Annotated in this window: 20 protein-coding genes, 3 tRNA genes and 1 rRNA gene; 12 read left to right on the forward strand and 12 right to left on the reverse strand. The window is 44.8% G+C overall.

Annotated elements, in window-relative coordinates:
• Nucleotides 1–84: 84 nt before the first annotated feature.
• Nucleotides 85–600 (forward strand): shikimate kinase, encoded by a 516-nt coding sequence (locus L0P88_RS18985; protein ID WP_247131477.1) that lies wholly within the window; start codon nucleotides 85–87, stop codon nucleotides 598–600.
• On the opposite strand, the gene L0P88_RS18990 is transcribed toward L0P88_RS18985, so the two are convergent.
• From L0P88_RS18990 to L0P88_RS19000, 3 genes are read right to left on the reverse strand one after another with little or no spacing between them, the layout of a single operon-like run.
• Nucleotides 592–1,089, reverse strand: a complete 498-nt coding sequence (locus L0P88_RS18990) for a phosphoribosyltransferase family protein (protein ID WP_247131478.1) — start codon at nucleotides 1,087–1,089, stop codon at nucleotides 592–594. The genes L0P88_RS18985 and L0P88_RS18990 overlap by 9 nt on opposite strands.
• A gap of 23 nt (nucleotides 1,090–1,112) precedes the next feature.
• Nucleotides 1,113–1,508 carry an RNA-binding S4 domain-containing protein gene (locus L0P88_RS18995; protein WP_247131479.1) on the reverse strand — a complete coding sequence of 132 codons (396 nt, stop codon included), beginning with the start codon at nucleotides 1,506–1,508 and terminating at the stop codon, nucleotides 1,113–1,115.
• Nucleotides 1,509–1,556: 48 nt separating this feature from the next.
• Nucleotides 1,557–2,348 carry a hypothetical protein gene (locus L0P88_RS19000; protein ID WP_247131480.1) on the reverse strand — a complete coding sequence of 264 codons (792 nt, stop codon included), beginning with the start codon at nucleotides 2,346–2,348 and terminating at the stop codon, nucleotides 1,557–1,559.
• A gap of 228 nt (nucleotides 2,349–2,576) precedes the next feature.
• Between L0P88_RS19000 and L0P88_RS19005 the strand changes: the two genes are divergently transcribed.
• Entirely contained in the window at nucleotides 2,577–3,563 is a 987-nt protein-coding gene (locus L0P88_RS19005) for an FKBP-type peptidyl-prolyl cis-trans isomerase (protein ID WP_247131481.1), read from the forward strand.
• A gap of 169 nt (nucleotides 3,564–3,732) precedes the next feature.
• Here the strand turns inward: L0P88_RS19005 and L0P88_RS19010 are convergent, their stop codons facing one another.
• The 3 genes from L0P88_RS19010 to L0P88_RS19020 are packed head-to-tail and all read right to left on the reverse strand — an operon-like array spanning nucleotide 3,733 to nucleotide 6,223.
• On the reverse strand, nucleotides 3,733–4,317 hold the full coding sequence (locus L0P88_RS19010; protein ID WP_158777363.1) for an outer membrane beta-barrel protein: 585 nt from the start codon (nucleotides 4,315–4,317) through the stop codon (nucleotides 3,733–3,735).
• 56 nt (nucleotides 4,318–4,373) lie between these two features.
• Complete coding sequence (locus L0P88_RS19015) at nucleotides 4,374–5,327, reverse strand: transketolase family protein (RefSeq protein WP_247131482.1); 954 nt, start codon at nucleotides 5,325–5,327, stop codon at nucleotides 4,374–4,376.
• A 50-nt stretch (nucleotides 5,328–5,377) separates the two neighbouring features.
• Complete coding sequence (locus L0P88_RS19020) at nucleotides 5,378–6,223, reverse strand: transketolase (protein ID WP_247131483.1); 846 nt, start codon at nucleotides 6,221–6,223, stop codon at nucleotides 5,378–5,380.
• A 158-nt stretch (nucleotides 6,224–6,381) separates the two neighbouring features.
• Between L0P88_RS19020 and tgt the strand changes: the two genes are divergently transcribed.
• The 5 genes from tgt (at nucleotide 6,382) to L0P88_RS19045 (ending at nucleotide 12,633) form a co-directional block, all read left to right on the forward strand.
• A complete protein-coding gene (tgt, locus tag L0P88_RS19025; RefSeq protein ID WP_247131484.1) occupies nucleotides 6,382–7,512 on the forward strand; it encodes a tRNA guanosine(34) transglycosylase Tgt in 1,131 nt (376 codons plus the stop codon).
• Nucleotides 7,512–8,594, forward strand: a complete 1,083-nt coding sequence (locus tag L0P88_RS19030) for an LptF/LptG family permease (protein WP_247131485.1) — start codon at nucleotides 7,512–7,514, stop codon at nucleotides 8,592–8,594. Before tgt ends, L0P88_RS19030 begins: the two co-directional genes overlap by 1 nt.
• A gap of 97 nt (nucleotides 8,595–8,691) precedes the next feature.
• Nucleotides 8,692–9,645: an acetyl-CoA carboxylase carboxyltransferase subunit alpha gene (locus tag L0P88_RS19035; protein ID WP_247131486.1), complete on the forward strand. Its 954-nt coding sequence runs from the start codon at nucleotides 8,692–8,694 to the stop codon at nucleotides 9,643–9,645.
• A gap of 167 nt (nucleotides 9,646–9,812) precedes the next feature.
• Nucleotides 9,813–11,351 (forward strand): replicative DNA helicase, encoded by a 1,539-nt coding sequence (dnaB, locus tag L0P88_RS19040; protein WP_247131487.1) that lies wholly within the window; start codon nucleotides 9,813–9,815, stop codon nucleotides 11,349–11,351.
• A complete protein-coding gene (locus L0P88_RS19045) occupies nucleotides 11,335–12,633 on the forward strand; it encodes an asparagine synthetase B (RefSeq protein WP_247131488.1) in 1,299 nt (432 codons plus the stop codon). The genes dnaB and L0P88_RS19045 overlap by 17 nt, the downstream gene beginning before the upstream one ends.
• Before the next feature lie 43 nt (nucleotides 12,634–12,676).
• Here the strand turns inward: L0P88_RS19045 and L0P88_RS19050 are convergent, their stop codons facing one another.
• The gene (locus L0P88_RS19050; protein ID WP_313791575.1) at nucleotides 12,677–13,186 is read right to left on the reverse strand and encodes a cupin domain-containing protein; all 510 of its coding nucleotides are present in this window, start codon (nucleotides 13,184–13,186) and stop codon (nucleotides 12,677–12,679) included.
• Between the two features lie 14 nt (nucleotides 13,187–13,200).
• Nucleotides 13,201–13,992, reverse strand: coding sequence for an HAD family hydrolase (locus tag L0P88_RS19055; protein WP_247131489.1), 792 nt, complete (start codon nucleotides 13,990–13,992; stop codon nucleotides 13,201–13,203).
• 135 nt (nucleotides 13,993–14,127) lie between these two features.
• On the opposite strand from L0P88_RS19055, the gene L0P88_RS19060 reads away from it, so the two are divergent.
• On the forward strand, nucleotides 14,128–14,550 hold the full coding sequence (locus tag L0P88_RS19060; RefSeq protein WP_247131490.1) for a secondary thiamine-phosphate synthase enzyme YjbQ: 423 nt from the start codon (nucleotides 14,128–14,130) through the stop codon (nucleotides 14,548–14,550).
• A 55-nt stretch (nucleotides 14,551–14,605) separates the two neighbouring features.
• On the opposite strand, the gene rplT is transcribed toward L0P88_RS19060, so the two are convergent.
• The 4 genes from rplT to thrS all read right to left on the reverse strand — a co-directional run bounded on the left by rplT (nucleotide 14,606) and on the right by thrS (nucleotide 17,817).
• A complete protein-coding gene (rplT, locus tag L0P88_RS19065; protein WP_158777373.1) occupies nucleotides 14,606–14,950 on the reverse strand; it encodes a 50S ribosomal protein L20 in 345 nt (114 codons plus the stop codon).
• Nucleotides 14,951–15,041: 91 nt separating this feature from the next.
• Nucleotides 15,042–15,239, reverse strand: coding sequence for a 50S ribosomal protein L35 (gene rpmI, locus L0P88_RS19070; protein ID WP_158777374.1), 198 nt, complete (start codon nucleotides 15,237–15,239; stop codon nucleotides 15,042–15,044).
• Between the two features lie 41 nt (nucleotides 15,240–15,280).
• Nucleotides 15,281–15,838, reverse strand: a complete 558-nt coding sequence (gene infC, locus L0P88_RS19075; protein WP_409557736.1) for a translation initiation factor IF-3 — start codon at nucleotides 15,836–15,838, stop codon at nucleotides 15,281–15,283.
• 32 nt (nucleotides 15,839–15,870) lie between these two features.
• Nucleotides 15,871–17,817 (reverse strand): threonine--tRNA ligase, encoded by a 1,947-nt coding sequence (thrS, locus tag L0P88_RS19080; RefSeq protein ID WP_281499695.1) that lies wholly within the window; start codon nucleotides 17,815–17,817, stop codon nucleotides 15,871–15,873.
• A gap of 428 nt (nucleotides 17,818–18,245) precedes the next feature.
• Between thrS and L0P88_RS19085 the strand changes: the two genes are divergently transcribed.
• From L0P88_RS19085 to L0P88_RS19100, 4 genes are all read left to right on the forward strand, one after another.
• Nucleotides 18,246–19,770 (forward strand): 16S ribosomal RNA (locus tag L0P88_RS19085).
• A gap of 105 nt (nucleotides 19,771–19,875) precedes the next feature.
• Nucleotides 19,876–19,949: transfer RNA gene (locus L0P88_RS19090), tRNA-Ile, on the forward strand.
• Nucleotides 19,950–20,105: 156 nt separating this feature from the next.
• Nucleotides 20,106–20,179: transfer RNA gene (locus L0P88_RS19095), tRNA-Ala, on the forward strand.
• A gap of 111 nt (nucleotides 20,180–20,290) precedes the next feature.
• A tRNA-Asn gene (locus L0P88_RS19100) sits at nucleotides 20,291–20,366 on the forward strand.
• Nucleotides 20,367–20,471 lie beyond the last annotated feature (105 nt).

Below are 20,471 nucleotides of genomic sequence, written 5' to 3' on the forward strand. Positions count from 1 at the left end.
GGTGCAAATATACAATCCTAAATTTATTATTCAAGTCATTTAATGATAAATTTGATGATTTAAGAAACATCATAATCATAAGGAATGAAAGTTGTTCTGTTGGGCTATATGGCAAGTGGAAAATCCAGTGTGGGTAGGGCATTGGCAAAACGGTTGGATCTTAGTTTTTTAGACTTGGACGAGGAGATTTCAAAGGCCGTGGAAATGGATATTCCTGAAATCTTTTCACGTAAAGGGGAGATTTTTTTTAGGAAGAAGGAGGCGGAGGTCTTGAAGGAAGTTTTGATGCATACCCCCAACATGGTCCTTTCGGTGGGAGGGGGCACCCCTTGTTATGGACGTAATATGGAACTGATCGACCAACTCAGTGATCGGTCCTATTATTTAAAACTTTCCATTGGCAATTTGGTGCAACGGATTGTAAAGGAACGGGAACACCGGCCCCTGGTAAAGAATATTCCGGAAGCCGATCTTCCCGAGTTTATTGGAAAACACCTTTTTGAACGATCTCCCTTTTATGCGTTGGCCACACGGACCATTGTTGGGGATCAAAAAACCTTGGATAAGGTAGTAAAAGAGATTGCGGATGACCTAGTCTAAATACACGCGATACCTTTTTGAGGTAAAGTCCACCGTAATATGTTCATGTAGGGATGTGGACAGGGAGATACCTTTATAATCCGCTTTTACCGGGTATTTTTTATGGTTCCTATTGACCAAAACAGCGGTTTTTAACTGCTTTAGCGGCGTTCTTAAAAAGTAATGGACCCCGTAGATCAAGGTGGTGCCGGAATTGAGAACATCATCGATCAATACCACACTTTTGTTTTTATAGGTGCTTTCGTCCAGGGAGGTTTCCACCCCACTTTCCAGGGGATTTTTTTTGTCCATGATCACCTTGCAGCGTGTGATGGTGGCATCGGTTACCCTATCCAATACCTGCGCGATCCGCTTTGCAAAAAGCACCCCGCCCCCTTCAATTCCAGCGATGATGATCTCCTTTTCATTGGGATTGGCCTCATAGATCTGATAGGCAATTCTATTGATGATATGCTGGATTTGCTCATGTCCTAGAATTTGGTTCGTCATGGTAACGCTTTTTTCAAAGGTAATCAATCCGCTCCATCGGCCGTTTTAAAATCTTCGTCGGTGAGGTATTCGTCAATATCCCGTCTGTCCTTTTTTGTGGGTCTTCCCGTGCCTTTTTTCCGGTAATGGTCTTTGGCAAATTGCAGTAGTTCGTTGTGTTCAAATGCCTCTTTTGGGGTGGTGTCCTTGCGGTACAGTTCCACCAATTTTGCCCCAACACGGCTTTCCGGAATGTCCAATACCGTAAGTTGATAGTCGATCTGGTTTTTACGGACCGTGATCTTATCCATGGGGTAGACTTCCCTTGACGGCTTGACCACATCGCCATTAATCCGTACATGCCCCTTTTTGCAAACGGTGGTGGCCAGGTTCCTGGTTTTAAAATAGCGCGTGCACCAAAGATATTTATCGATACGCATAAAAAAAGCCCTAATCTTTAGGGCTTAATATTAAAACATTTTTTTGACTTAATTTGAAAGCTTGACGGAACTGATTCTATCCCTCCAATTTTTTCCAAAAAGCCCATTTCTAACTTGTCTAAGTTTGCGAAAACCTCGAACTTCTCCATTTCTTGCATCCAAAACAATTGAACTGCCCCTGTGGTTAATATCTTCATAGAATCTAGCGAAGGCATCTCTCACCAATACAGATTCCATAATATCATTGGGGTTACTTCTGTTTGTCACAGTAGAGATTGGTCTATCTCCATAATGGCATATTACAGGTCCCTGGCCGGGAGCTAACAATGAACTGGACCAAGCGCTGGATGTGAAGTCATCCAGTCTCGTCTCCTGCAATCCATCTCCCGTTAAATAATGAGCGCAATTGCTAATCCAGTCAAATCTTTTTCTACTATCGTAGCAACAGTCATAGTACAATTCAAGATTAAATGATGTGAAAGGAAATGACTTAGCCGAAGTTGCACTTTCATTTTTGGTCGAACGCAAGGGATTTCCAATTTCCTGTAAATATGTATGCAACTCCAAATCATTTCTGAATAGAATGATGTTTGCATCATCCACAACATATTCGATATAATTTTCATTTTCGGATATAAAATGGTCTACCAGAATGGAATTTTTATCTTCCAGAACTATTAATTCATCGGTTTCCGTTACTTCAAAATCCACTTTTAACGTTTTTCCATCCAGGGTATAGTGAATACTTTCAATGTTTGGATTTTCTTCAGAGGGGTTGTCCCCATCAGAAGTACAGGAGGCCAAAAGGACAAGCAGGGATGCGATAAGAATTTTTTTCATAATCATAAAATTTAAGATTTAAAGCATTAAAAATGTAGTTATTTTCGTACATAAATAGTGATAAAAATCATAAAATAGAAATTTTTCTTATAGTATATGGAGAAAAAATTTCGTTTTTGATTAAAATTTTCTGTATGACTATACCATGCGTACACCCAATAAATGTTAATAAAACAAGCACAAGGTTTTGAAAATTGTATCTTAGGCCGCTTAAAAGATCGTAGAGGAATGAAGAGATATTTTTTGCTGTTGGGTGCGGCTATTTTGGTATCTAGTTGTGGAGATGATGACGGCCCTGGTGGTATTCAGCTTGCAACTACAACCTTGGCCGAACAAATAGTAGAGGACGATGCAGCAATTCTGGACTATTTAGAAACCCATTTCTATAATTATGAGGAGTTTCAAAATCCACCGGAAAACTTTAATTTCAGGGTTCGGATTGAACCAATTGCAGGGGACAACTCGGACAAAATCCCTCTTTCACAACAGGTTTCTTCGGCAGTAATCAACGTCAGTTCCAATGAAACTACTTTCCCGTTGCCAGGAGAGGAAACCGATGTACCACATACCTATTACTTTTTACAAATTCGGGAAGGTCAGGGTCCTAGTCCTACTGTTGGGGATTCTACCTTGCTCAAAGTTGAGGGGCAGTTACTGGATGGTTTTGTTTTTGATAGTACTGCGGATTTTGGTTGGCTTCCATTATATGAAACCCCCTTAAGAGGCTTCGCAAATTCTGTGGCACAGATGAAAGGAGGTACACCTGAGGGTATTGTGGTTAATCCTGACGGGAGCTCCCAAATTACGGATAGTGGCATAGGCCTTATGATCATTCCTTCTGGCCTGGCCTATTTTAATCGTCCCCCTGATGGTACGCAGATTCCATTATTTGCACCATTGGTATTTACTTTTGAATTGGGTTTGGTAACAGAAAATACGGATACGGATAACGATGGGATCCCTAATATGGAAGAAGACTTGGATGGGGATGGGTTTTTATTTAATGATAATACAGATCTTGAAAGTGAGATAGAGCGTGGATTACAAATTGCCTTTCCCAATTTCCGAGATCCGGATGATGATGGGGATGGCGTTTTAACACGCGATGAAATATCGGATGAAAACGGAAACATCATTTTTCCCTATCCGGATACGGATAATGATGGCACCCCGGATTATTTGGATTTCAATATTCTTAGGGAACCGGGAAATTAAAATAGAAAAAGGAGGTGTCTAAAAAGTCGCAACAACACTAAAATGTCATATTGAGCGCAGTCGAAATACATTGATATTCCAAGCCAAGGTTTAATTTTCTCGACTACGCTCGAAATTGTAATAGTACAGACTTTTAGACACCCCTTTTTCGTTTTCCGTTTTTTCCGGCCTACAGTTTTAAACTAAAGCTTAGGATCAACTGATCGGGCCGCGTATCCACCCGGTCATCCACATTGACAATATTGGAGTTGATAAAGCTGATCTCATTTTCAGTAAATCCCCTTTCGTATCTAAGATCGATGCCAAATTTTCCCAAGTTGACACCGGCGCCAAGATTGAAACCCAAGGTCAGATCATTGTCGATATCATCTATGGTGACATCGTCAAATTTACTGTTAAGGATGTATTGGAAGGATGGACCGATAAAGGCATGTAAGGGGCCAATGATCTTGGTTCCCACAAGCAAAGGCACATCCAATTTTTGAATTTTCAGGTCCCCTTCATCGTAACCGGATGTGGTACTGGTGTACACCAATTCCGGCCTGAGATAGATCCTGTTTCCCAACTTTCCATAGACCCCAACGTGGAAACCGGCGTTTCGATCAGGGTTTTCAAAGGCATTTTCTACAGAGTTAAAGTAATCACCGTTACCATTGTAGTTCAATCCGGCCTTGATTCCAAAACCCGATCCCGCTTGCGCATGCAGTCCATAGCCTACCAAAATAGCGGCTACAATCAAAAGTGTTTTTCTCATAATGTGTTTCGTTTAATGAATTATGATGAAAAGGGTATCAAAGACGATACCAAAACCTATTTTCTTTTCAACACTTTTAAAACGGCGGCTTCAATGGCTTTATTGTTGAGCCCGTACTTCTCCATGAGCTGGTCCGGGGTACCACTTTCCCCAAAGGTGTCCTGGGTGGCCACAAACTCCTGAGGTGTAGGCTGATGGAGTGCAAGGGTTCTTGCCACACTTTCACCCAGTCCCCCAAGAAAATTATGTTCCTCTGCGGTAACGATACATCCCGTTTTTCCTATGGAATCCAAAATGGCCTTTTCATCCAAGGGTTTTATGGTGTGTATGTTGATGACCTCACAGGAAATGCCCTGGTTTTCCAGATTTTCGGCCGCAAGCAATGCTTCCCAGACCAAATGTCCCGTAGCTACGATGGTCACATCCGTTCCCTCATTCAATAGTACGGCCTTGCCTATTTCAAACTCCTGGTCCACCGGGGTAAAATTGGCCACTTTGGGACGACCAAAACGGAGGTAGACCGGCCCGTGGTGTTCCGCAATGGCTATGGTCGCCGCTTTGGTTTGGTTAAAATCACAGGGATTGATCACGGTCATCCCGGGCAACATTTTCATCAATCCGATATCCTCAAGGATTTGATGGGTTGCTCCGTCCTCACCCAGGGTAACACCGGCATGGGAGGCGCAGATCTTTACATTTTTATGGGAGTAGGCAATGGACTGCCTAATTTGATCATAGACCCTACCTGTCGCAAAATTGGCGAAAGTAGTGGCGAAGGGAATTTTTCCGCCAATCGTTAAACCTGCGGCAATCCCCATCATATTGGCCTCGGCAATTCCCACTTGAAAAAAACGTTCCGGATTTTCGTCGATAAAGGTTTCGATCTTGAGCGATCCCACCAAATCGGCACATAAAGCGACCACATTTGGGTTGGTTCTTCCCAGTTCCGTCATCCCCGCACCAAAACCGCTGCGGGTATCTTTCTTTCCTTGATCTGTATATTTTGTCATTGCTATAGGTTATTCCCATTTAGGGAATGGATTTTAATTAAAGAGTTGTATTAGTAGTCGCCCAAGGTTTCCGGGTTTTGGGCCAATGCGGTTTCCAATTGTTCGTCATTTGGGGCCTTCCCGTGCCATGCATGGGTATGCATCATAAAATCTACACCATTGCCCATCATTGTGGTCATCACAATACAGACCGGTTTTCCTTTTCCGGTCCTTTGTTTCGCCTCTTTTAATCCTTCGATGACCTGCCCTAAATCGTTTCCATTTTCAATTTCAAGGACATCCCATCCAAAAGCCCTGAATTTTTCGGGAACATCCCCCAAAGGCATCACTTTTTCGGTTGGACCGTCAATTTGTTGCCCATTGCGATCTACCGTCGCAATGAGGTTATCCACTTTATGTGCTGCAGCAAACATAATGGCTTCCCAATTTTGTCCTTCCTGCAACTCCCCATCCCCATGAAGGCTGTATACCAGATGATTGTCCTTGTTCAGCTTTTTTGCCAAAGCCGCTCCCAGGGCAACGGACATTCCCTGACCCAGGGAACCACTGGCCACCCGTATCCCGGGAAGTCCCTCATGCGTGGTCGGGTGTCCCTGCAGTCTTGAGTTGATCAATCGAAAGGTGTTGAGTTCCTCCAGAGGAAAATAACCGCGCCTTGCCAGTACACTATAGAAAACCGGGGAAATGTGACCGTTGGAAAGGAAAAACACATCTTCACCATGCCCATCCATATCAAATCCTTCTTTCAGGTCCATTACTTCATTGTACAATGTCACAAAAAACTCGGTACAACCCAAAGAGCCCCCGGGATGACCGGAATTTACCTTATGGACCATCCTTAAGATGTCCCGTCTTACCTGAACCACCAGTTCTTCCAATTCAGAAATCGTTGCCATGTATTATTTTTATTAAGGTACCAAATGTAACCGCAATCCTATCTTTTAGCAAATGAAATCCCTTCATTTTTATTAGAGACTATCAACAGTAAACTTTATTTGTTTGTTAAGGGAGTGCTCAAGCGGAGATGGCTATATTTGCTCCTTAAATTTTTTGTTTGAAATTTAACCTTCTTCATACGGATACCCACACAAAGGCCAGGGCCGGTGAGATTCATACGGGGCACGGCACCATCCAAACCCCAATTTTTATGCCGGTGGGTACGGTGGCCTCGGTCAAAGGGGTCCACCAAAGGGAACTAAAAGAGGATATCGCACCGGATATCATCCTTGGAAATACCTATCACCTGTACCTAAGGCCCGGCATAGAGATTATGGAGAAAGCGGGAGGGCTGCACCAATTCATGGGTTGGGATGGGAATATATTGACGGACAGTGGAGGATATCAGGTATATTCCTTATCGGGAAATCGCAAAATAAAGGAGGAAGGGGTAAATTTCAAATCCCATATTGACGGTTCCAGCCATTTTTTTTCGCCGGAACGGGTAATGGAAATCCAGCGCTCCATAGGAGCGGATATTATTATGACCTTTGATGAGTGTACCCCTTATCCCTGTGACTATGCCTATGCCAAACGTTCCATGGATTTGACCCATAGGTGGTTGGATAGGTGTTTGGACCATTTGAAAAAGGTACCGGAAAAATACGATTACCCCCAGGCGTTTTTTCCCATTGTACAGGGTTCCACCTATAACGACCTACGCAGGCAATCTGCAGAGTATATTGCCAATACCAATGCTTTTGGGAATGCCATAGGAGGACTTTCCGTTGGGGAACCGGCAGAGGAAATGTATGCCATGTCGGAAATTGTCTGCGATATCCTCCCAAAGGAAAAACCACGTTACCTCATGGGGGTGGGAACCCCGATCAACATTTTGGAAAACATTGCCTTGGGGATTGATATGTTTGACTGTGTGATGCCGACGAGGAATGCGAGAAATGGCATGTTATTTACTGCGCATGGTACCATTAACATCAAAAACAAAAAATGGGAAGATGATTTTTCCCCAATTGATGAAATGGGTATTACGTTTGTGGACACGGAGTATACCAAAGCCTATCTGAGACACCTTTTTGCGGCCAACGAATATCTGGGGAAACAGATCGCTACCATTCATAACCTGGGATTTTATCTTTGGCTGGTGAGAACGGCCAGGGAAAAGATCATCAACGGGGAGTTTGAAACGTGGAAGACCCAAATGGTAAAACAAATGGATAAGAGATTGTAGTGCTGACCATATTGGATAAATACATATTAAAGCGTTATGTCGCCACTTTTTTGGGGATTTTGCTGCTGTTTATCCCTATTGGTATCATGATCAGTTTGGCGGAAAAGATCGGCAAAATCATAGATAACGAGGCCCCCCTTGGAGAGGTAATTATGTTTTATGGCAATTTTAGCCTGGTTTTGGGGAACCTGTTAATGCCCATATTGCTCTTCCTGTCCATCATTTTCTTCACCTCCAAACTGGCAAGCAATACGGAGATCGTGGCGATGTTGAGTTCAGGGATTTCCTATCGGCGGTTTCTACGACCCTATTTCCTTGGGGCAGCTATTGTGGCCGTCCTTATCTTTTTTATGGGGCAATTTATAGTGCCCAATGCCAGTATTGGCTTTAATGAGTTTGAATATAAGTACTTTAAGAAGGGAAGACAGACCCGACAGACCACCAATATCTTCAACCAACTGAACGAAAAGGACTTTATTTATGTAAGCAGTTTTGATCCCGATCGAAAAATTGGTTACAATTTCACCTATGAGCGTTTTGATGGGGATGATGAGTTGGTCTTTAAGATAAGCGCGGCCAATATTCGATGGGTGGAAAAGGACAGTGTGTACCGATTGACCTCCTATACAAAACGGAAGATAAGGGAGGGGCATGAACTTGTGGAGACCAAAAGAAGGTTGGATACCCTGTTTACCTTTCAAATAGGGGATCTGACCCCCGTCTCCTATGTGGCGGATACCAAAAACCTATTTGAACTCAATGATTTTATAGAAGACCAGCGCAAAAAGGGGGCCGCCAACATCAACACCTATATATTGGCCAAATACAAAAGATGGGCCCTGCCCATAGCCGCATTTATCCTTACCATAATTGCGGTTGCGGTTTCCTCGGTGAAGAGAAGGGGCGGAATGGGCTTCAATCTACTGGTGGGCATAGCTTTGGGGATGGTCTATATCTTTTTTGACAGGATTTTCGGCACCCTGGCGGAACAGTCCGGATTTTCGCCATTGCTGGCCGTTTTAATACCAAATGTTGTTTTTGGTGTCATAGGGCTTTACCTGCTTCAAAAAGCAAAAAGATAGCAGTTTGCACTTTAAATAGGGTTGGGGAATACCTTGTGACAAATCTTCCAATAGTTTTTATATTTGCCTCACCAACCAAATAATCAAGATCGTTTTCATGGAATACTTGGAATTTGAGCTTCCCATAAAAGAATTGGAGGAGCAACTCGAGAAATGTAAGGTGATTGGGGAAGAAAGTGACGTGGACGTTACCGAAACCTGTCAGCAGATTGAAAAGAAGCTCGCCGATACAAAAAAGGACATTTACAAGAATTTGACTGCATGGCAGAGGGTCCAGCTTTCAAGGCATCCCAACCGTCCCTATACCATGGATTACATCAACGCCATTTGCGGGGATTCCTTTTTGGAACTCCATGGCGACCGTACGGTTAGGGATGACAAGGCCATGGTAGGTGGTCTTGGTAAGATCGGTGACCAAAGCTATATGTTCATTGGACAACAAAAGGGGTATAATACAAAGACCAGGCAATATCGAAATTTTGGTATGGCCAATCCGGAAGGCTATCGCAAAGCCTTACGGTTGATGCGTTCCGCAGAAAAGTTTGGCATTCCCGTTGTCTCTTTGGTCGATACCCCGGGGGCCTATCCCGGAATTGAAGCCGAGGAACGCGGACAAGGAGAAGCCATTGCTCGAAACATTTTGGAAATGACCCGACTCAAAGTGCCCATCATTGTGGTAATCATTGGTGAGGGAGCATCCGGAGGCGCTTTGGGAATTGGAGTGGGGGATAAGGTACTGATGTTGGAAAATACCTGGTATTCCGTCATTTCCCCAGAATCCTGCTCTTCCATTCTATGGAGAAGCTGGGAATATAAGGAACAAGCGGCCGAAGCCCTTAAACTGACGGCCACGGACATGAAAAAACTCAAGCTTATCGATGAAATTGTCCGGGAACCGCTGGGAGGTGCCCATAGTGATCGGGACAAGGCCTTTGATATTGTCAAGAAGAAAATTGCTTTACATTTTGAGGAGCTTAAAAAGTTATCACCAAAAGATTTGGTACGGATTCGAATGGAAAAATACGCCAACATGGGTGTCTTTAATGGCTAAGCCCTATGTTTCTGTTTTTTAGAAATCGATTACTGTATTACTTTTCCTATTTTTTGCGTTGTTAACACATTTTATAAGTTATCAACAATACTTTTGTTGATGACAAGTGAACATCAGGAACCTAAAACTTAAAGTTAACTAAAGGTTAATTCCATACTTTCGCAGACATGGAGAACACAAACCCAATTGTTGGTCGTCGCATAGACAAATCTACGATCATAAACTTGGAGCGCGGTAAAATACCACCTCAAGCTGTTGATTTAGAGGAAGTTGTATTGGGAGCAATGATGATTGACAAAAAAGGGGTGGACGAGGTCATTGATATTTTACATCCCGATGTGTTCTACAAGGATGCGCACCGCTTTATTTATGAAGCCATCTTTACACTTTTCGAATCCTCTGAACCAGTGGACTTATTAACCGTTTCCGCCCAATTAAAGAAGGAAGGACACCTAGAGGCGGTGGGCGGTGATTTTTATTTGATCAGACTTACACAAAAGGTAGCCTCCTCGGCGCATATTGAGTTTCATGCGCGAATCATCCTTCAAAAATTCATTCAGCGGAGTTTGATCAAGATTTCAAACGAGATCATTGAGGATGCCTATGACGAATCCACCGATGTTTTTGACTTGTTGGATGGTGCGGAAGCCAAATTATACGAAGTCACCCAGGGCAATCTCAAACGTTCGGCGGAGACGGCCCAGAATTTGGTAATACAGGCAAAGAAGCGAATTGAGGAAATTTCAAACAAAGAAGGATTAAGTGGTATCCCCTCTGGTTTTGATAAAGTGGATAAGCTTACCTCGGGTTGGCAACCCAGTGATTTGATTATTATTGCGGCCAGACCAGGTATGGGTAAAACAGCCCTGACGCTATCCATGGCCCGAAATATGGCCGTAAATGCCGATATTCCCGTTGCCTTCTTTTCCCTTGAAATGTCTTCCGTACAATTGATTACCCGGTTGATTTCCTCGGAAACCGGACTTTCCTCGGAAAAACTAAGGACAGGAAGACTGGAAAAGCACGAATGGGAGCAATTGAACGTTAAGGTAAAGGCTTTGGAAAAAGCACCGCTCTTTATAGACGATACCCCCTCATTGTCCATTTTTGATCTTAGGGCCAAGGCCAGAAGATTGGAATCCCAACACAAAATTAAACTGATCATCATTGATTATCTGCAGTTGATGACGGCCGGAGGTAGCCAAAAAGGGGGAAATCGGGAGCAGGAAATATCTACCATTTCAAGGAACTTGAAGGCGTTGGCCAAAGAGCTCAATGTTCCGGTAATTGCGCTGTCCCAATTATCCCGTGCCGTGGAGACCCGGGGAGGTAGCAAGCGCCCGATTTTATCGGATTTAAGGGAATCGGGAGCCATTGAACAGGATGCCGACATTGTTTCCTTTATCTATCGTCCCGAATATTATAAGATTGAGGAATGGGACGATGAGGATCGCACCCCTACACAGGGTCAAGCAGAGTTTATTGTGGCCAAACACCGTAATGGAGGATTGGATAATATTAGGTTAAAGTTTATTGGTAACCTCGGTAAATTCGATAATTTAGATGAGTTCGACTCACCTTTTGAGTTTCAATCCAAGATGAACGATGATGATGAAAACCCGTTCAATCCCACATCTTTGCCGAGTGCCGATCAGGCTTTTGGCAGTGCACTCAATGAAGGTGAAGAGGATGATATTCCCTTTTAACACATTCCGAACGCATGTGAGGAATCCCTTCATTACTGCACTATTCTTGTTTGTTATACCCTATACACTATCCGCCTCTGTGATATTGTTACCCATGGATGCAGAGAGCCAAAAGAATCATTTAAAGGCTTATGGCATCACTTTTTGGGTATTGAACAAACAACAAAAAGTACAGTGGTTGCTGAATTATCGTGGGGGCTCCTTTTTATTGCCGGATGGGGAAGCCATCAGAAAGGAATGCCAGATACGGGGAGTCTCCTTTGAAGTACTTTCCGATGCACAGGCAGAGTCCATTTTGGATGAAATCAGCAGTCCGTCCCAAAACCAGGATGCGGTCATTTTGGAGAAAGCACCAAAAATAGCGGTGTATTCCCCAAAGGACAACCAACCCTGGGATGACGCCGTAACCATGGTCCTTACCTATGCGGAAATACCCTATGTGACCATTTATGATGAGGAAGTCCTGGACGATAAGCTGGCTTTATATGATTGGCTGCACCTTCATCATGAGGATTTTACAGGACAGTATGGAAAGTTTTATGGGGCCTACCGTGCGGCACCTTGGTATATTGAAGGAAAGCGCCTGGCAGAGGAAAGGGCTGTCAAATTGGGGTATTCCAAAGTTTCGGAGCAAAAGGGTGCCGTAGCTGAAAAGATCAGGAGATATGTCATAGGTGGGGGCTTTATGTTTGCCATGTGCTCCGCCACGGACAGTTTTGATATTGCCCTGGCAGCAAACGGCGTGGATATATGTGAGCCCATGTTCGATGGTGATCCCTCGGAAGCAAACTACCAGGGAAAACTGGACTTTTCCCGAACTTTTGCGTTTACAAACTTTTCACTGGAACGAAATCCCTTGAAATATGAGTTCTCATCCATTGATATGACCGGAAAACGGCGGAATGTCCCCAGGGAGTCCGATTACTTTTCCTTAATGGAGTTTTCAGCCAAATGGGACCCGGTACCCACGATGCTGACCCAAAATCACACTGCATTGATCAAAGGTTTTATGGGACAGACCACAGCTTTTGAACGCTATGAAGTGAAACCGACCGTCATGGTTTTGGGGGAGTGCAAACTCAATGGCGAGGCCCGTTACATTCATGGCATTAAAGGGAAAGGATTTTTTACCTTCTACGGTGGTCATGACCCGGAAGATTATCAACATCGGGTGGGGGACCCCAAAACGGAATTGGAGCTGCATCCCACTTCCCCGGGATACCGATTGATTCTCAATAATGTATTGTTTCCGGCAGCGCGCAAAAAAAAGCAGAAAACCTAATAGTTTTTTTTAGTTACCGGTCCGAATAAAGGGAAAAAGGGGGTCAATCACGTGTATATTGCTCGATGATTTTTTTGTGCTCCGGAAATTTACCGATCAACCCTTCCCTGGAACCCAATACGAAATCACCAAAATCGAAGCCCGGAGCTACAGTACAGCCTACCAATGCATAACTGTTGTCATCCATGACACTGGCTGCGAACCAATGTCCTTTTGGCACTACTAACTGTGGGCTCTGACGGTTTTCAATATCATTTCCTATAACATGTTCCAAATGTATACCGTCTTCTGAAATGGTATGGAGCTTTATGGGGGAGCCCAAATAGAAATGCCAGATTTCGTCTTGGTTGATTTTATGAAAGGCGGAAAAAGCAGCTGAGGTCAGCAGAAAGTAAATGCATGTGGAATAGGAACGACTGCCTTTAAACTCGGATGGCAGCCCATCGGCATTGATTTCACCCGAACTTCGGTAGGTCTCCTTGAAAAAACCTCCTTCGGGGTGCGGTTGCAAGTCCAGTTTTTGAATGAGTTCCTTTGCAGTCATCTTATCCATATGCCATTTTGGGGTTACACCAGTTTTTCCAAAATGGTTTCAACACCAAACTCATTATTGCTGGTGGTTTCATAGTTGGCTACCTTTTTTACATCAGGATGGGCATTGGCCATGGCAAAACTGTGCTCTACCAGTTGTAACATTTCCAGGTCATTGAAGTAATCGCCAAAAACGAGAACTTCATTGGGTTGTATCCCCTGGGCGTCCATTACCCTTCCCAATGCATTTCCCTTATGGGCATCGAGATGGTTTAAATCCAACCAATTTTTTCCGGATACTTTGACTTTGAGCTCACTTTCCAGATGGGCCATTTGAGGATAGATGTATTCCTCGGCACTTACACCGTGATATACCGCTATTTTGATGATTTCATCATCCACGTTGCCATAATGATCGACTATTTCAAAGGCGGAATAGTACTCTTTAAGCTGTTCCAGGGATACAATGGATTTGGTATCAAAATAGGATTTGTACTTCCCACACAGCATGGCATGGGCACCGTCAATTCCGTCCACAATTTGTAGAAGTTCCCCTTTCAACACTTGGTTTATTGGCGTGACCGATACCTCTTCCTCCTGCTTTTTTATCAAAGCTCCATTTTCGGCAATAAAGATGATGTCATCCTGTATGGAGTCCAATTTACTGACCATACTATGGTATTGGCGACCACTGGCTGCAACAAATAGGATACCTTTGTTTTTCAATGCTTGAAAAAGTTCAAAAAAACGGTCACTTACTTGATGGCTGGAATTCAAAAGAGTTCCATCCATGTCAGTGACCACCATTTTAATCTGTGACAAATCCATAGGCTTAAATTCAAGCTGCAAAGGTAGTCGGATAAAGGGGAATCAAGTAAAGTTTAGATTAAATTGTCCTACTAAATAATGCAGGAACCGGGTCATCCGGATTGTACACCTATGCAACCATAAAAGTGTTTTCCCATGAAATTCCATCAAAAAGAAATTCGGCTCAAGCCCTATTCCCGAGGCTTCCATTTAATTTCCAATGAGCTTTGGCAAGCCATTCCGGAACTTAGGACCATATCCATGGGTATGCTCCATGTTTTTATCAAACACACTTCTGCAGGCCTTACCATTAACGAAAATGCGGACCCTACCGTAAGGATTGATTTTGAAAACCATATCAACACCATGGTGCCGGAAAACCAATCGTACTACATCCATACGATGGAGGGACCGGACGATATGCCCGCCCATATTAAGGCTTCGCTAATGGGTTCTTCCGTACAAATACCCATAACCGATGGAAAGCCCAACCTTGGTATTTGGCAAGGAATATATTTATGTGAACATCGAAACCATGCTTCCGGGAGATGTCTGGTGCTGACCGCTTTTGGGCAATAAAAAACCCGCTCATAGAGCGGGTTAACGTAAGTGGGATATAGTTTATGTAAAATTGTTATTTCACCTTTTCAACAATGGCCTTGAAGGCATCTGGATGGTTCATGGCCAAATCCGCCAAAACTTTACGGTTTAGCTCAATTCCATTGGATTTTACCCTTCCCATAAACTGGGAGTAGGACATTCCATGCATTCTGGCACCAGCATTGATACGGGTGATCCAAAGTGCCCTAAAGTTTCTCTTTTTATTTCTTCTGTCGCGGTAAGCATACTGCATTGCTTTCTCTACCGCATTTTTGGCTACTGTCCAGACATTTTTACGTCTTCCAAAGTACCCTTTGGCTTGCTTCATTACCTTTTTTCTTCTGGCTCTTGAAGCTACTGAATTAACTGATCTTGGCATTTTTTAATCTTTTTTTGTAGCGGGCGTCCTCCAACGGAACTTTAATGGGCCCGACTCCAGGGTTAAACATTACTTAAACCGAAACAACCGCTTACTTTAATCGCAATTGTTCTTTGATACTGTTGACATCCGACTCATGTACTAAGGTAGAGTGTGTCAATCTAAGCTTACGCTTTTTTGACTTTTTGGTCAAAATGTGACTTTTAAAAGCGTGCTTTCTTTTGATTTTACCAGAACCGGTAAGCTTAAACCGCTTTTTGGCACTGGATTTTGTTTTCATCTTTGGCATTTTTCCTCTTTATATATTGAGCCAATACTTTGGCTTCCCACTTACTTTTTTGTGTTTTTGGGGGCAATGAACATGGTCATTCGCTTACCTTCCAATTTGGGCATCTGCTCCACTTTTCCATACTCTTCAAGTTCCTGTGCCAAGCGCAAAAGAAGGATTTCCCCCTGATCTTTGTACACTATGGACCTTCCTTTAAAGAATACGTAGGCTTTTAGTTTTGCTCCGTCTTTAAGGAACTTTTCCGCATGCCGTTTTTTAAACTCATAATCATGGTCATCGGTCTGTGGTCCAAATCGGATTTCCTTTACGATAACCTTGGTTGCTTTGGCCTTCATGGCCTTCTCCCGTTTCTTTTGTTCGTAGAGGAACTTTTTGTAATCTATTATTTTACAGACTGGCGGATTAGCTTTGGGAGATATTTCAACTAAATCCAATTCCAGTTCCTCTGCCTTTTGCAAGGCCTTTTGTATGGGATAAACACCCATCTCTACGTTATCGCCCACTAAGCGCACTTCGCGAGCGGTAATTTTGTCATTGATATTGTGGGGGTTCTTGTTTTCCCTTCTTGGCTGGGGCCTTGATCTTCTTCGTATTGCTATGGTCTTTACTTTTTAAATTAAACTTTGATTTTTTAGAACGACTTTAAGGTACTATTTATTTCTGTTGAAATCAAATTGACGAACGTGTCAATCTTTATACTCCCCAAATCTTCACCACCATGCCTTCTGACCGCAATAGTTTCTTCCTCAACTTCCCGCTCTCCTACGATTACCATAAAGGGGATTTTTTGCATTTCGGCTTCCCGAATTTTCTTCCCTACGGTTTCGTTCCTATTATCAATGAGCGCGCGAATTTCGTGATTTTCCAATGAATTCAAAACTTTTTGCGCATAATTTTCGTGTTTCTCGCTGACCGGCAACACAATAGCTTGTTTTGGAATAAGCCATAATGGGAAATTTCCACCAGTATGTTCCAACAATATCGCTACAAAACGCTCCAAGCTTCCGAAAGGTGCGCGGTGGATCATAATAGGACGATGCAGCTCGTTGTCACTACCCTTATAGGTAAGGTCAAATCGCTCCGGTAAATTGTAATCTACCTGAATTGTTCCCAACTGCCAGCTTCGACCTAGGGCATCCTTTACCATAAAATCCAGCTTGGGACCGTAAAATGCGGCCTCTCCGGCTTCTATGCTATATTTAAGCCCTTTGTCCTCAGCGGCTTCAATAATTGCCTTTTCCGCTTTTTCCCAATTTTCTGCATTGCCAATATATTTTTCCGGTTTTTCCAAATCGCGAACGGATACTTGGGCAGTGTAGTTGTCAAAACCTAAGGAACTTAAAACATATAGGGACAAATCAATTACATTTTTAAACTCCGATGCGAGTTGGTCTGGAGTACAGAATATATGGGCGTCGTCCTGGGTAAATCCCCTAACCCTGGTAAGCCCATGTAGTTCACCACTTTGTTCATAACGATAAACCGTGCCGAACTCGGCATAACGCTTTGGAAGGTCTTTATAGCTCCAGGGGCTGGCGTTATAAATTTCACAGTGATGTGGACAGTTCATGGGCTTTAACAAGAACTCTTCTTCATCTTTTGGCGTATGTATGGGCTGAAAGCTATCTTCCCCATATTTGGCATAGTGGCCAGAGGTAACATAAAGCTCTTTCTGTCCAATATGTGGGGTAACCACCATTTCGTAACCTGCTTTTCGCTGTGCTTTTTTTAGAAAATCCTCCAAGCGCTCCCTTAAAGCAGCGCCTTTTGGAAGCCAAAGCGGAAGTCCTTGCCCTACCTTTTGGGAAAAAGTGAAAAGTTCCAATTCCCTGCCCAGCTTTCTATGGTCCCGCTTTTTCGCCTCTTCCAAAAGCTCCAGATATTGGGTCAATTCCTTTTGCTTTGGAAATGAAATACCGTAGACCCGTGTCAGTTGAGGATTGTTTTCATCCCCTCTCCAATACGCGCCGGCAGCATTCAATACTTTAAAAGCCTTGATCATACCTGTATTTGGAATGTGCCCTCCCCTGCACAGGTCCGTAAATGTACTATGGTCACAAAAGGTAATGTCCCCATCTTCCAGATTTTCGATGAGTTCCACCTTGTATTCGTTCCCCTCTTCCTTATAATAGGATAAGGCATCTGCTTTGGAAACTTCACGCATCTTAAAATCATGTTTCCCACGGGCAATCTCCAGGGCCCTCTTTTCTATTTGGGGAAAGTCCTTTTCGGAAATGGTATGCTTTCCAAAATCAACATCATAGTAAAAACCGTTTTCTATGGCGGGCCCAATCGTCAGTTTTATCCCTGGGTACAACTCCTGAAGGGCCTGTGCCAAAACATGCGAAGAAGAATGCCAGAAGGCTTTTTTGCCCCCATCATTGTTCCATGTAAATAAGGTCAGTTTTCCATCGGTCTCCAACGGGGTGGTAACTTCTATGGTGTTTTCGTCATATTTTGCGGATATTACATTGCGAGCAAGACCTTCACTTATAGACTTGGCTACTTCCAAAGGAGTACTTCCTTTTGGCATTTCTTTGACCGCACCATCTGGTAGGCTTATTTGTATTGTTCCCACTATTTCGGTTGTTTAAACAGAGGGCAAAGATAACATCTCACCTAGAAGTATCAATAGAAAGAAACACTGAAAGTAATGGAATACGATATGCTGGCTATTGATTCATCCATTCCAAAAACGACAATGGGATTCATTATGGTTTTAAACAGCTGTAAGTCAAAGTGTTGAATTTTTTTTAAAATTTTATCCTCAAACATTTTGTTGGGGCGGAAAAAGGTATCTATATTTGCACCCGCTTTGCTGGTAAAGCAGGGTAGATTCCTTGGAACGGCGGTCCATTTTTGGGTCGGAACAACGGGAAGGGGGATAAGTTCATTGGGATGATGTACTACGACAGCGTAGAATTAAGACAAGAACCATTTTGAAGCTCTGGATCGGGTTTTCGGTCGGGTGTCCCGGAATAGTCATAAAGTACTATCAACGGTACAACGATGGAGAGTTTGATCCTGGCTCAGGATGAACGCTAGCGGCAGGCCTAACACATGCAAGTCGAACGGTAACATAGGTTGCTTGCAACCTGATGACGAGTGGCGCACGGGTGCGGAACGCGTATGGAACCTGCCCCTGTCAGGGGAATAGCCCATGGAAACGTGGATTAATGCCCCATGGTATCCCGACCCTGCATGGGCGTCGGGATTAAAGATTTATCGGACAGGGATGGCCATGCGTACCATTAGCTAGTTGGTAGGGTAACGGCCTACCAATGCAACGATGGTTAGGGGCCCTGAGAGGGGGATCCCCCACACTGGTACTGAGACACGGACCAGACTCCTACGGGAGGCAGCAGTGAGGAATATTGGACAATGGTCGGAAGACTGATCCAGCCATGCCGCGTGCAGGATGACGGCCCTATGGGTTGTAAACTGCTTTTGTACGGGAAGAAACCCAGGTACGAGTACCTGGTTGACGGTACCGTAAGAATAAGGACCGGCTAACTCCGTGCCAGCAGCCGCGGTAATACGGAGGGTCCGAGCGTTATCCGGAATCATTGGGTTTAAAGGGTCCGTAGGCGGGCCTGTAAGTCAGGGGTGAAAGGCCACGGCTCAACCGTGGGACTGCCTTTGATACTGCAGGTCTTGAGTCATGGTGGGGTTGCCGGAACATGTGGTGTAGCGGTGAAATGCATAGATATCACATAGAACACCGATCGCGAAGGCAGGTGGCCAACCATGTACTGACGCTGATGGACGAAAGCGTGGGGAGCGAACGGGATTAGATACCCCGGTAGTCCACGCCGTAAACGATGGACACTAGCTGTGGGGTCTTCGGACTCCGTGGCCAAGCGAAAGTGATAAGTGTCCCACCTGGGGAGTACGTTCGCAAGAATGAAACTCAAAGGAATTGACGGGGGCCCGCACAAGCGGTGGAGCATGTGGTTTAATTCGATGATACGCGAGGAACCTTACCAGGGCTTAAATGCAGTCTGCATAGGGTAGAGATACCCTTTTCTTCGGACCGACTGCAAGGTGCTGCATGGTTGTCGTCAGCTCGTGCCGTGAGGTGTCAGGTTAAGTCCTATAACGAGCGCAACCCCTGCCGTTAGTTGCCAGCATGTAAAGATGGGGACTCTAACGGGACTGCCGGTGCAAACCGAGAGGAAGGTGGGGACGACGTCAAATCATCACGGCCCTTACGTCCTGGGCCACACACGTGCTACAATGGCCGGTACAGAGGGAAGCCACCCCGTGAGGGGGAGCGGATCTACAAAGCCGGTCTCAGTTCGGATCGGGGTCTGCAACTCGACCCCGTGAAGCTGGAATCGCTAGTAATCGCACATCAGCCATGGTGCGGTGAATACGTTCCCGGGCCTTGTACACACCGCCCGTCAAGCCATGGAAGCCGGGAGTGCCTGAAGTCCGTCACCGCGAGGAGCGGCCTAGGGCAAGACCGGTAACTAGGGCTAAGTCGTAACAAGGTAGCCGTACCGGAAGGTGCGGCTGGAACACCTCCTTTCTAGAGAAAGCGGGGCGTCCGGCGGAGTCCCGTTCCGGGCGGATAGGTGGTCCTTGTCCAATTTTGCGCTGTCGTATTGCATTTTCCTTAATGGATCGTTGAAGCAGTCTCGTAGCTCAGCTGGTTAGAGCGCTACACTGATAATGTAGAGGTCGGCAGTTCGAGCCTGCCCGAGACTACAAGGTCGGGGAACGGCGAGAGGCCTGTGCTGGGCGCAGTCGAAGCAAGCCTTCCCGAGGCTACGAAGTTCATTGAGGGGTATTGAACAGGAAATTCTGGAAGTTGGGGATTCTGGCATTCTGAATTCTGAATTCTAAGTTCTGAATTCCGGGAATGGGGAATTAGCTCAGCTGGCTAGAGCGCCTGCCTTGCACGCAGGAGGCCACCGGTTCGACTCCGGTATTCTCCACGAAGCCCCCTCCGGCTCCCCCCAAGGGGGAGAGTTGAAGGGAAACCTTCCCCCCTTTGGGGAGATGCCCTAGGGGCAGAGGGGCTTAAGGTTCATTTTGGAATACTGAAAGGGAAATGGCAGCATGGTGCCAGAGCGTCCCGACCATTGGTCGGGAAGGCCACCGGTTCGACTCCGGTATTCTCCACGAAGCCCCCTCCGGCTCCCCCCAAGGGGGAGAGTTGAAGGGAAACCTTCCCCCCTTTGGGGAGATGCCCTAAGGGCAGGGGGGCTTAAGGTTCATTTTGGAATA

Source organism: Muricauda sp. SCSIO 64092, from assembly GCF_023016285.1.
Classification (GTDB): Bacteria; Bacteroidota; Bacteroidia; order Flavobacteriales; family Flavobacteriaceae; genus Croceivirga.

Coding starts and splice junctions, on each gene's coding strand:
- L0P88_RS19055 (WP_247131489.1), bottom strand. CDS start 13,992: ATGGATTTGTCACAGATTAAAATGGTGGTCACTGACATGGATGGAACT.
- L0P88_RS18985 (WP_247131477.1), top strand. CDS start 85: ATGAAAGTTGTTCTGTTGGGCTATATGGCAAGTGGAAAATCCAGTGTG.
- L0P88_RS18995 (WP_247131479.1), bottom strand. CDS start 1,508: ATGCGTATCGATAAATATCTTTGGTGCACGCGCTATTTTAAAACCAGG.
- L0P88_RS19045 (WP_247131488.1), top strand. CDS start 11,335: ATGATATTCCCTTTTAACACATTCCGAACGCATGTGAGGAATCCCTTC.
- rpmI (WP_158777374.1), bottom strand. CDS start 15,239: ATGCCAAAGATGAAAACAAAATCCAGTGCCAAAAAGCGGTTTAAGCTT.
- rplT (WP_158777373.1), bottom strand. CDS start 14,950: ATGCCAAGATCAGTTAATTCAGTAGCTTCAAGAGCCAGAAGAAAAAAG.
- L0P88_RS19035 (WP_247131486.1), top strand. CDS start 8,692: ATGGAATACTTGGAATTTGAGCTTCCCATAAAAGAATTGGAGGAGCAA.
- L0P88_RS19050 (WP_313791575.1), bottom strand. CDS start 13,186: ATGGATAAGATGACTGCAAAGGAACTCATTCAAAAACTGGACTTGCAA.
- L0P88_RS19005 (WP_247131481.1), top strand. CDS start 2,577: ATGAAGAGATATTTTTTGCTGTTGGGTGCGGCTATTTTGGTATCTAGT.
- L0P88_RS18990 (WP_247131478.1), bottom strand. CDS start 1,089: ATGACGAACCAAATTCTAGGACATGAGCAAATCCAGCATATCATCAAT.
- L0P88_RS19060 (WP_247131490.1), top strand. CDS start 14,128: ATGAAATTCCATCAAAAAGAAATTCGGCTCAAGCCCTATTCCCGAGGC.
- L0P88_RS19010 (WP_158777363.1), bottom strand. CDS start 4,317: ATGAGAAAAACACTTTTGATTGTAGCCGCTATTTTGGTAGGCTATGGA.
- L0P88_RS19020 (WP_247131483.1), bottom strand. CDS start 6,223: ATGGCAACGATTTCTGAATTGGAAGAACTGGTGGTTCAGGTAAGACGG.
- dnaB (WP_247131487.1), top strand. CDS start 9,813: ATGGAGAACACAAACCCAATTGTTGGTCGTCGCATAGACAAATCTACG.
- L0P88_RS19015 (WP_247131482.1), bottom strand. CDS start 5,327: ATGACAAAATATACAGATCAAGGAAAGAAAGATACCCGCAGCGGTTTT.
- L0P88_RS19000 (WP_247131480.1), bottom strand. CDS start 2,348: ATGAAAAAAATTCTTATCGCATCCCTGCTTGTCCTTTTGGCCTCCTGT.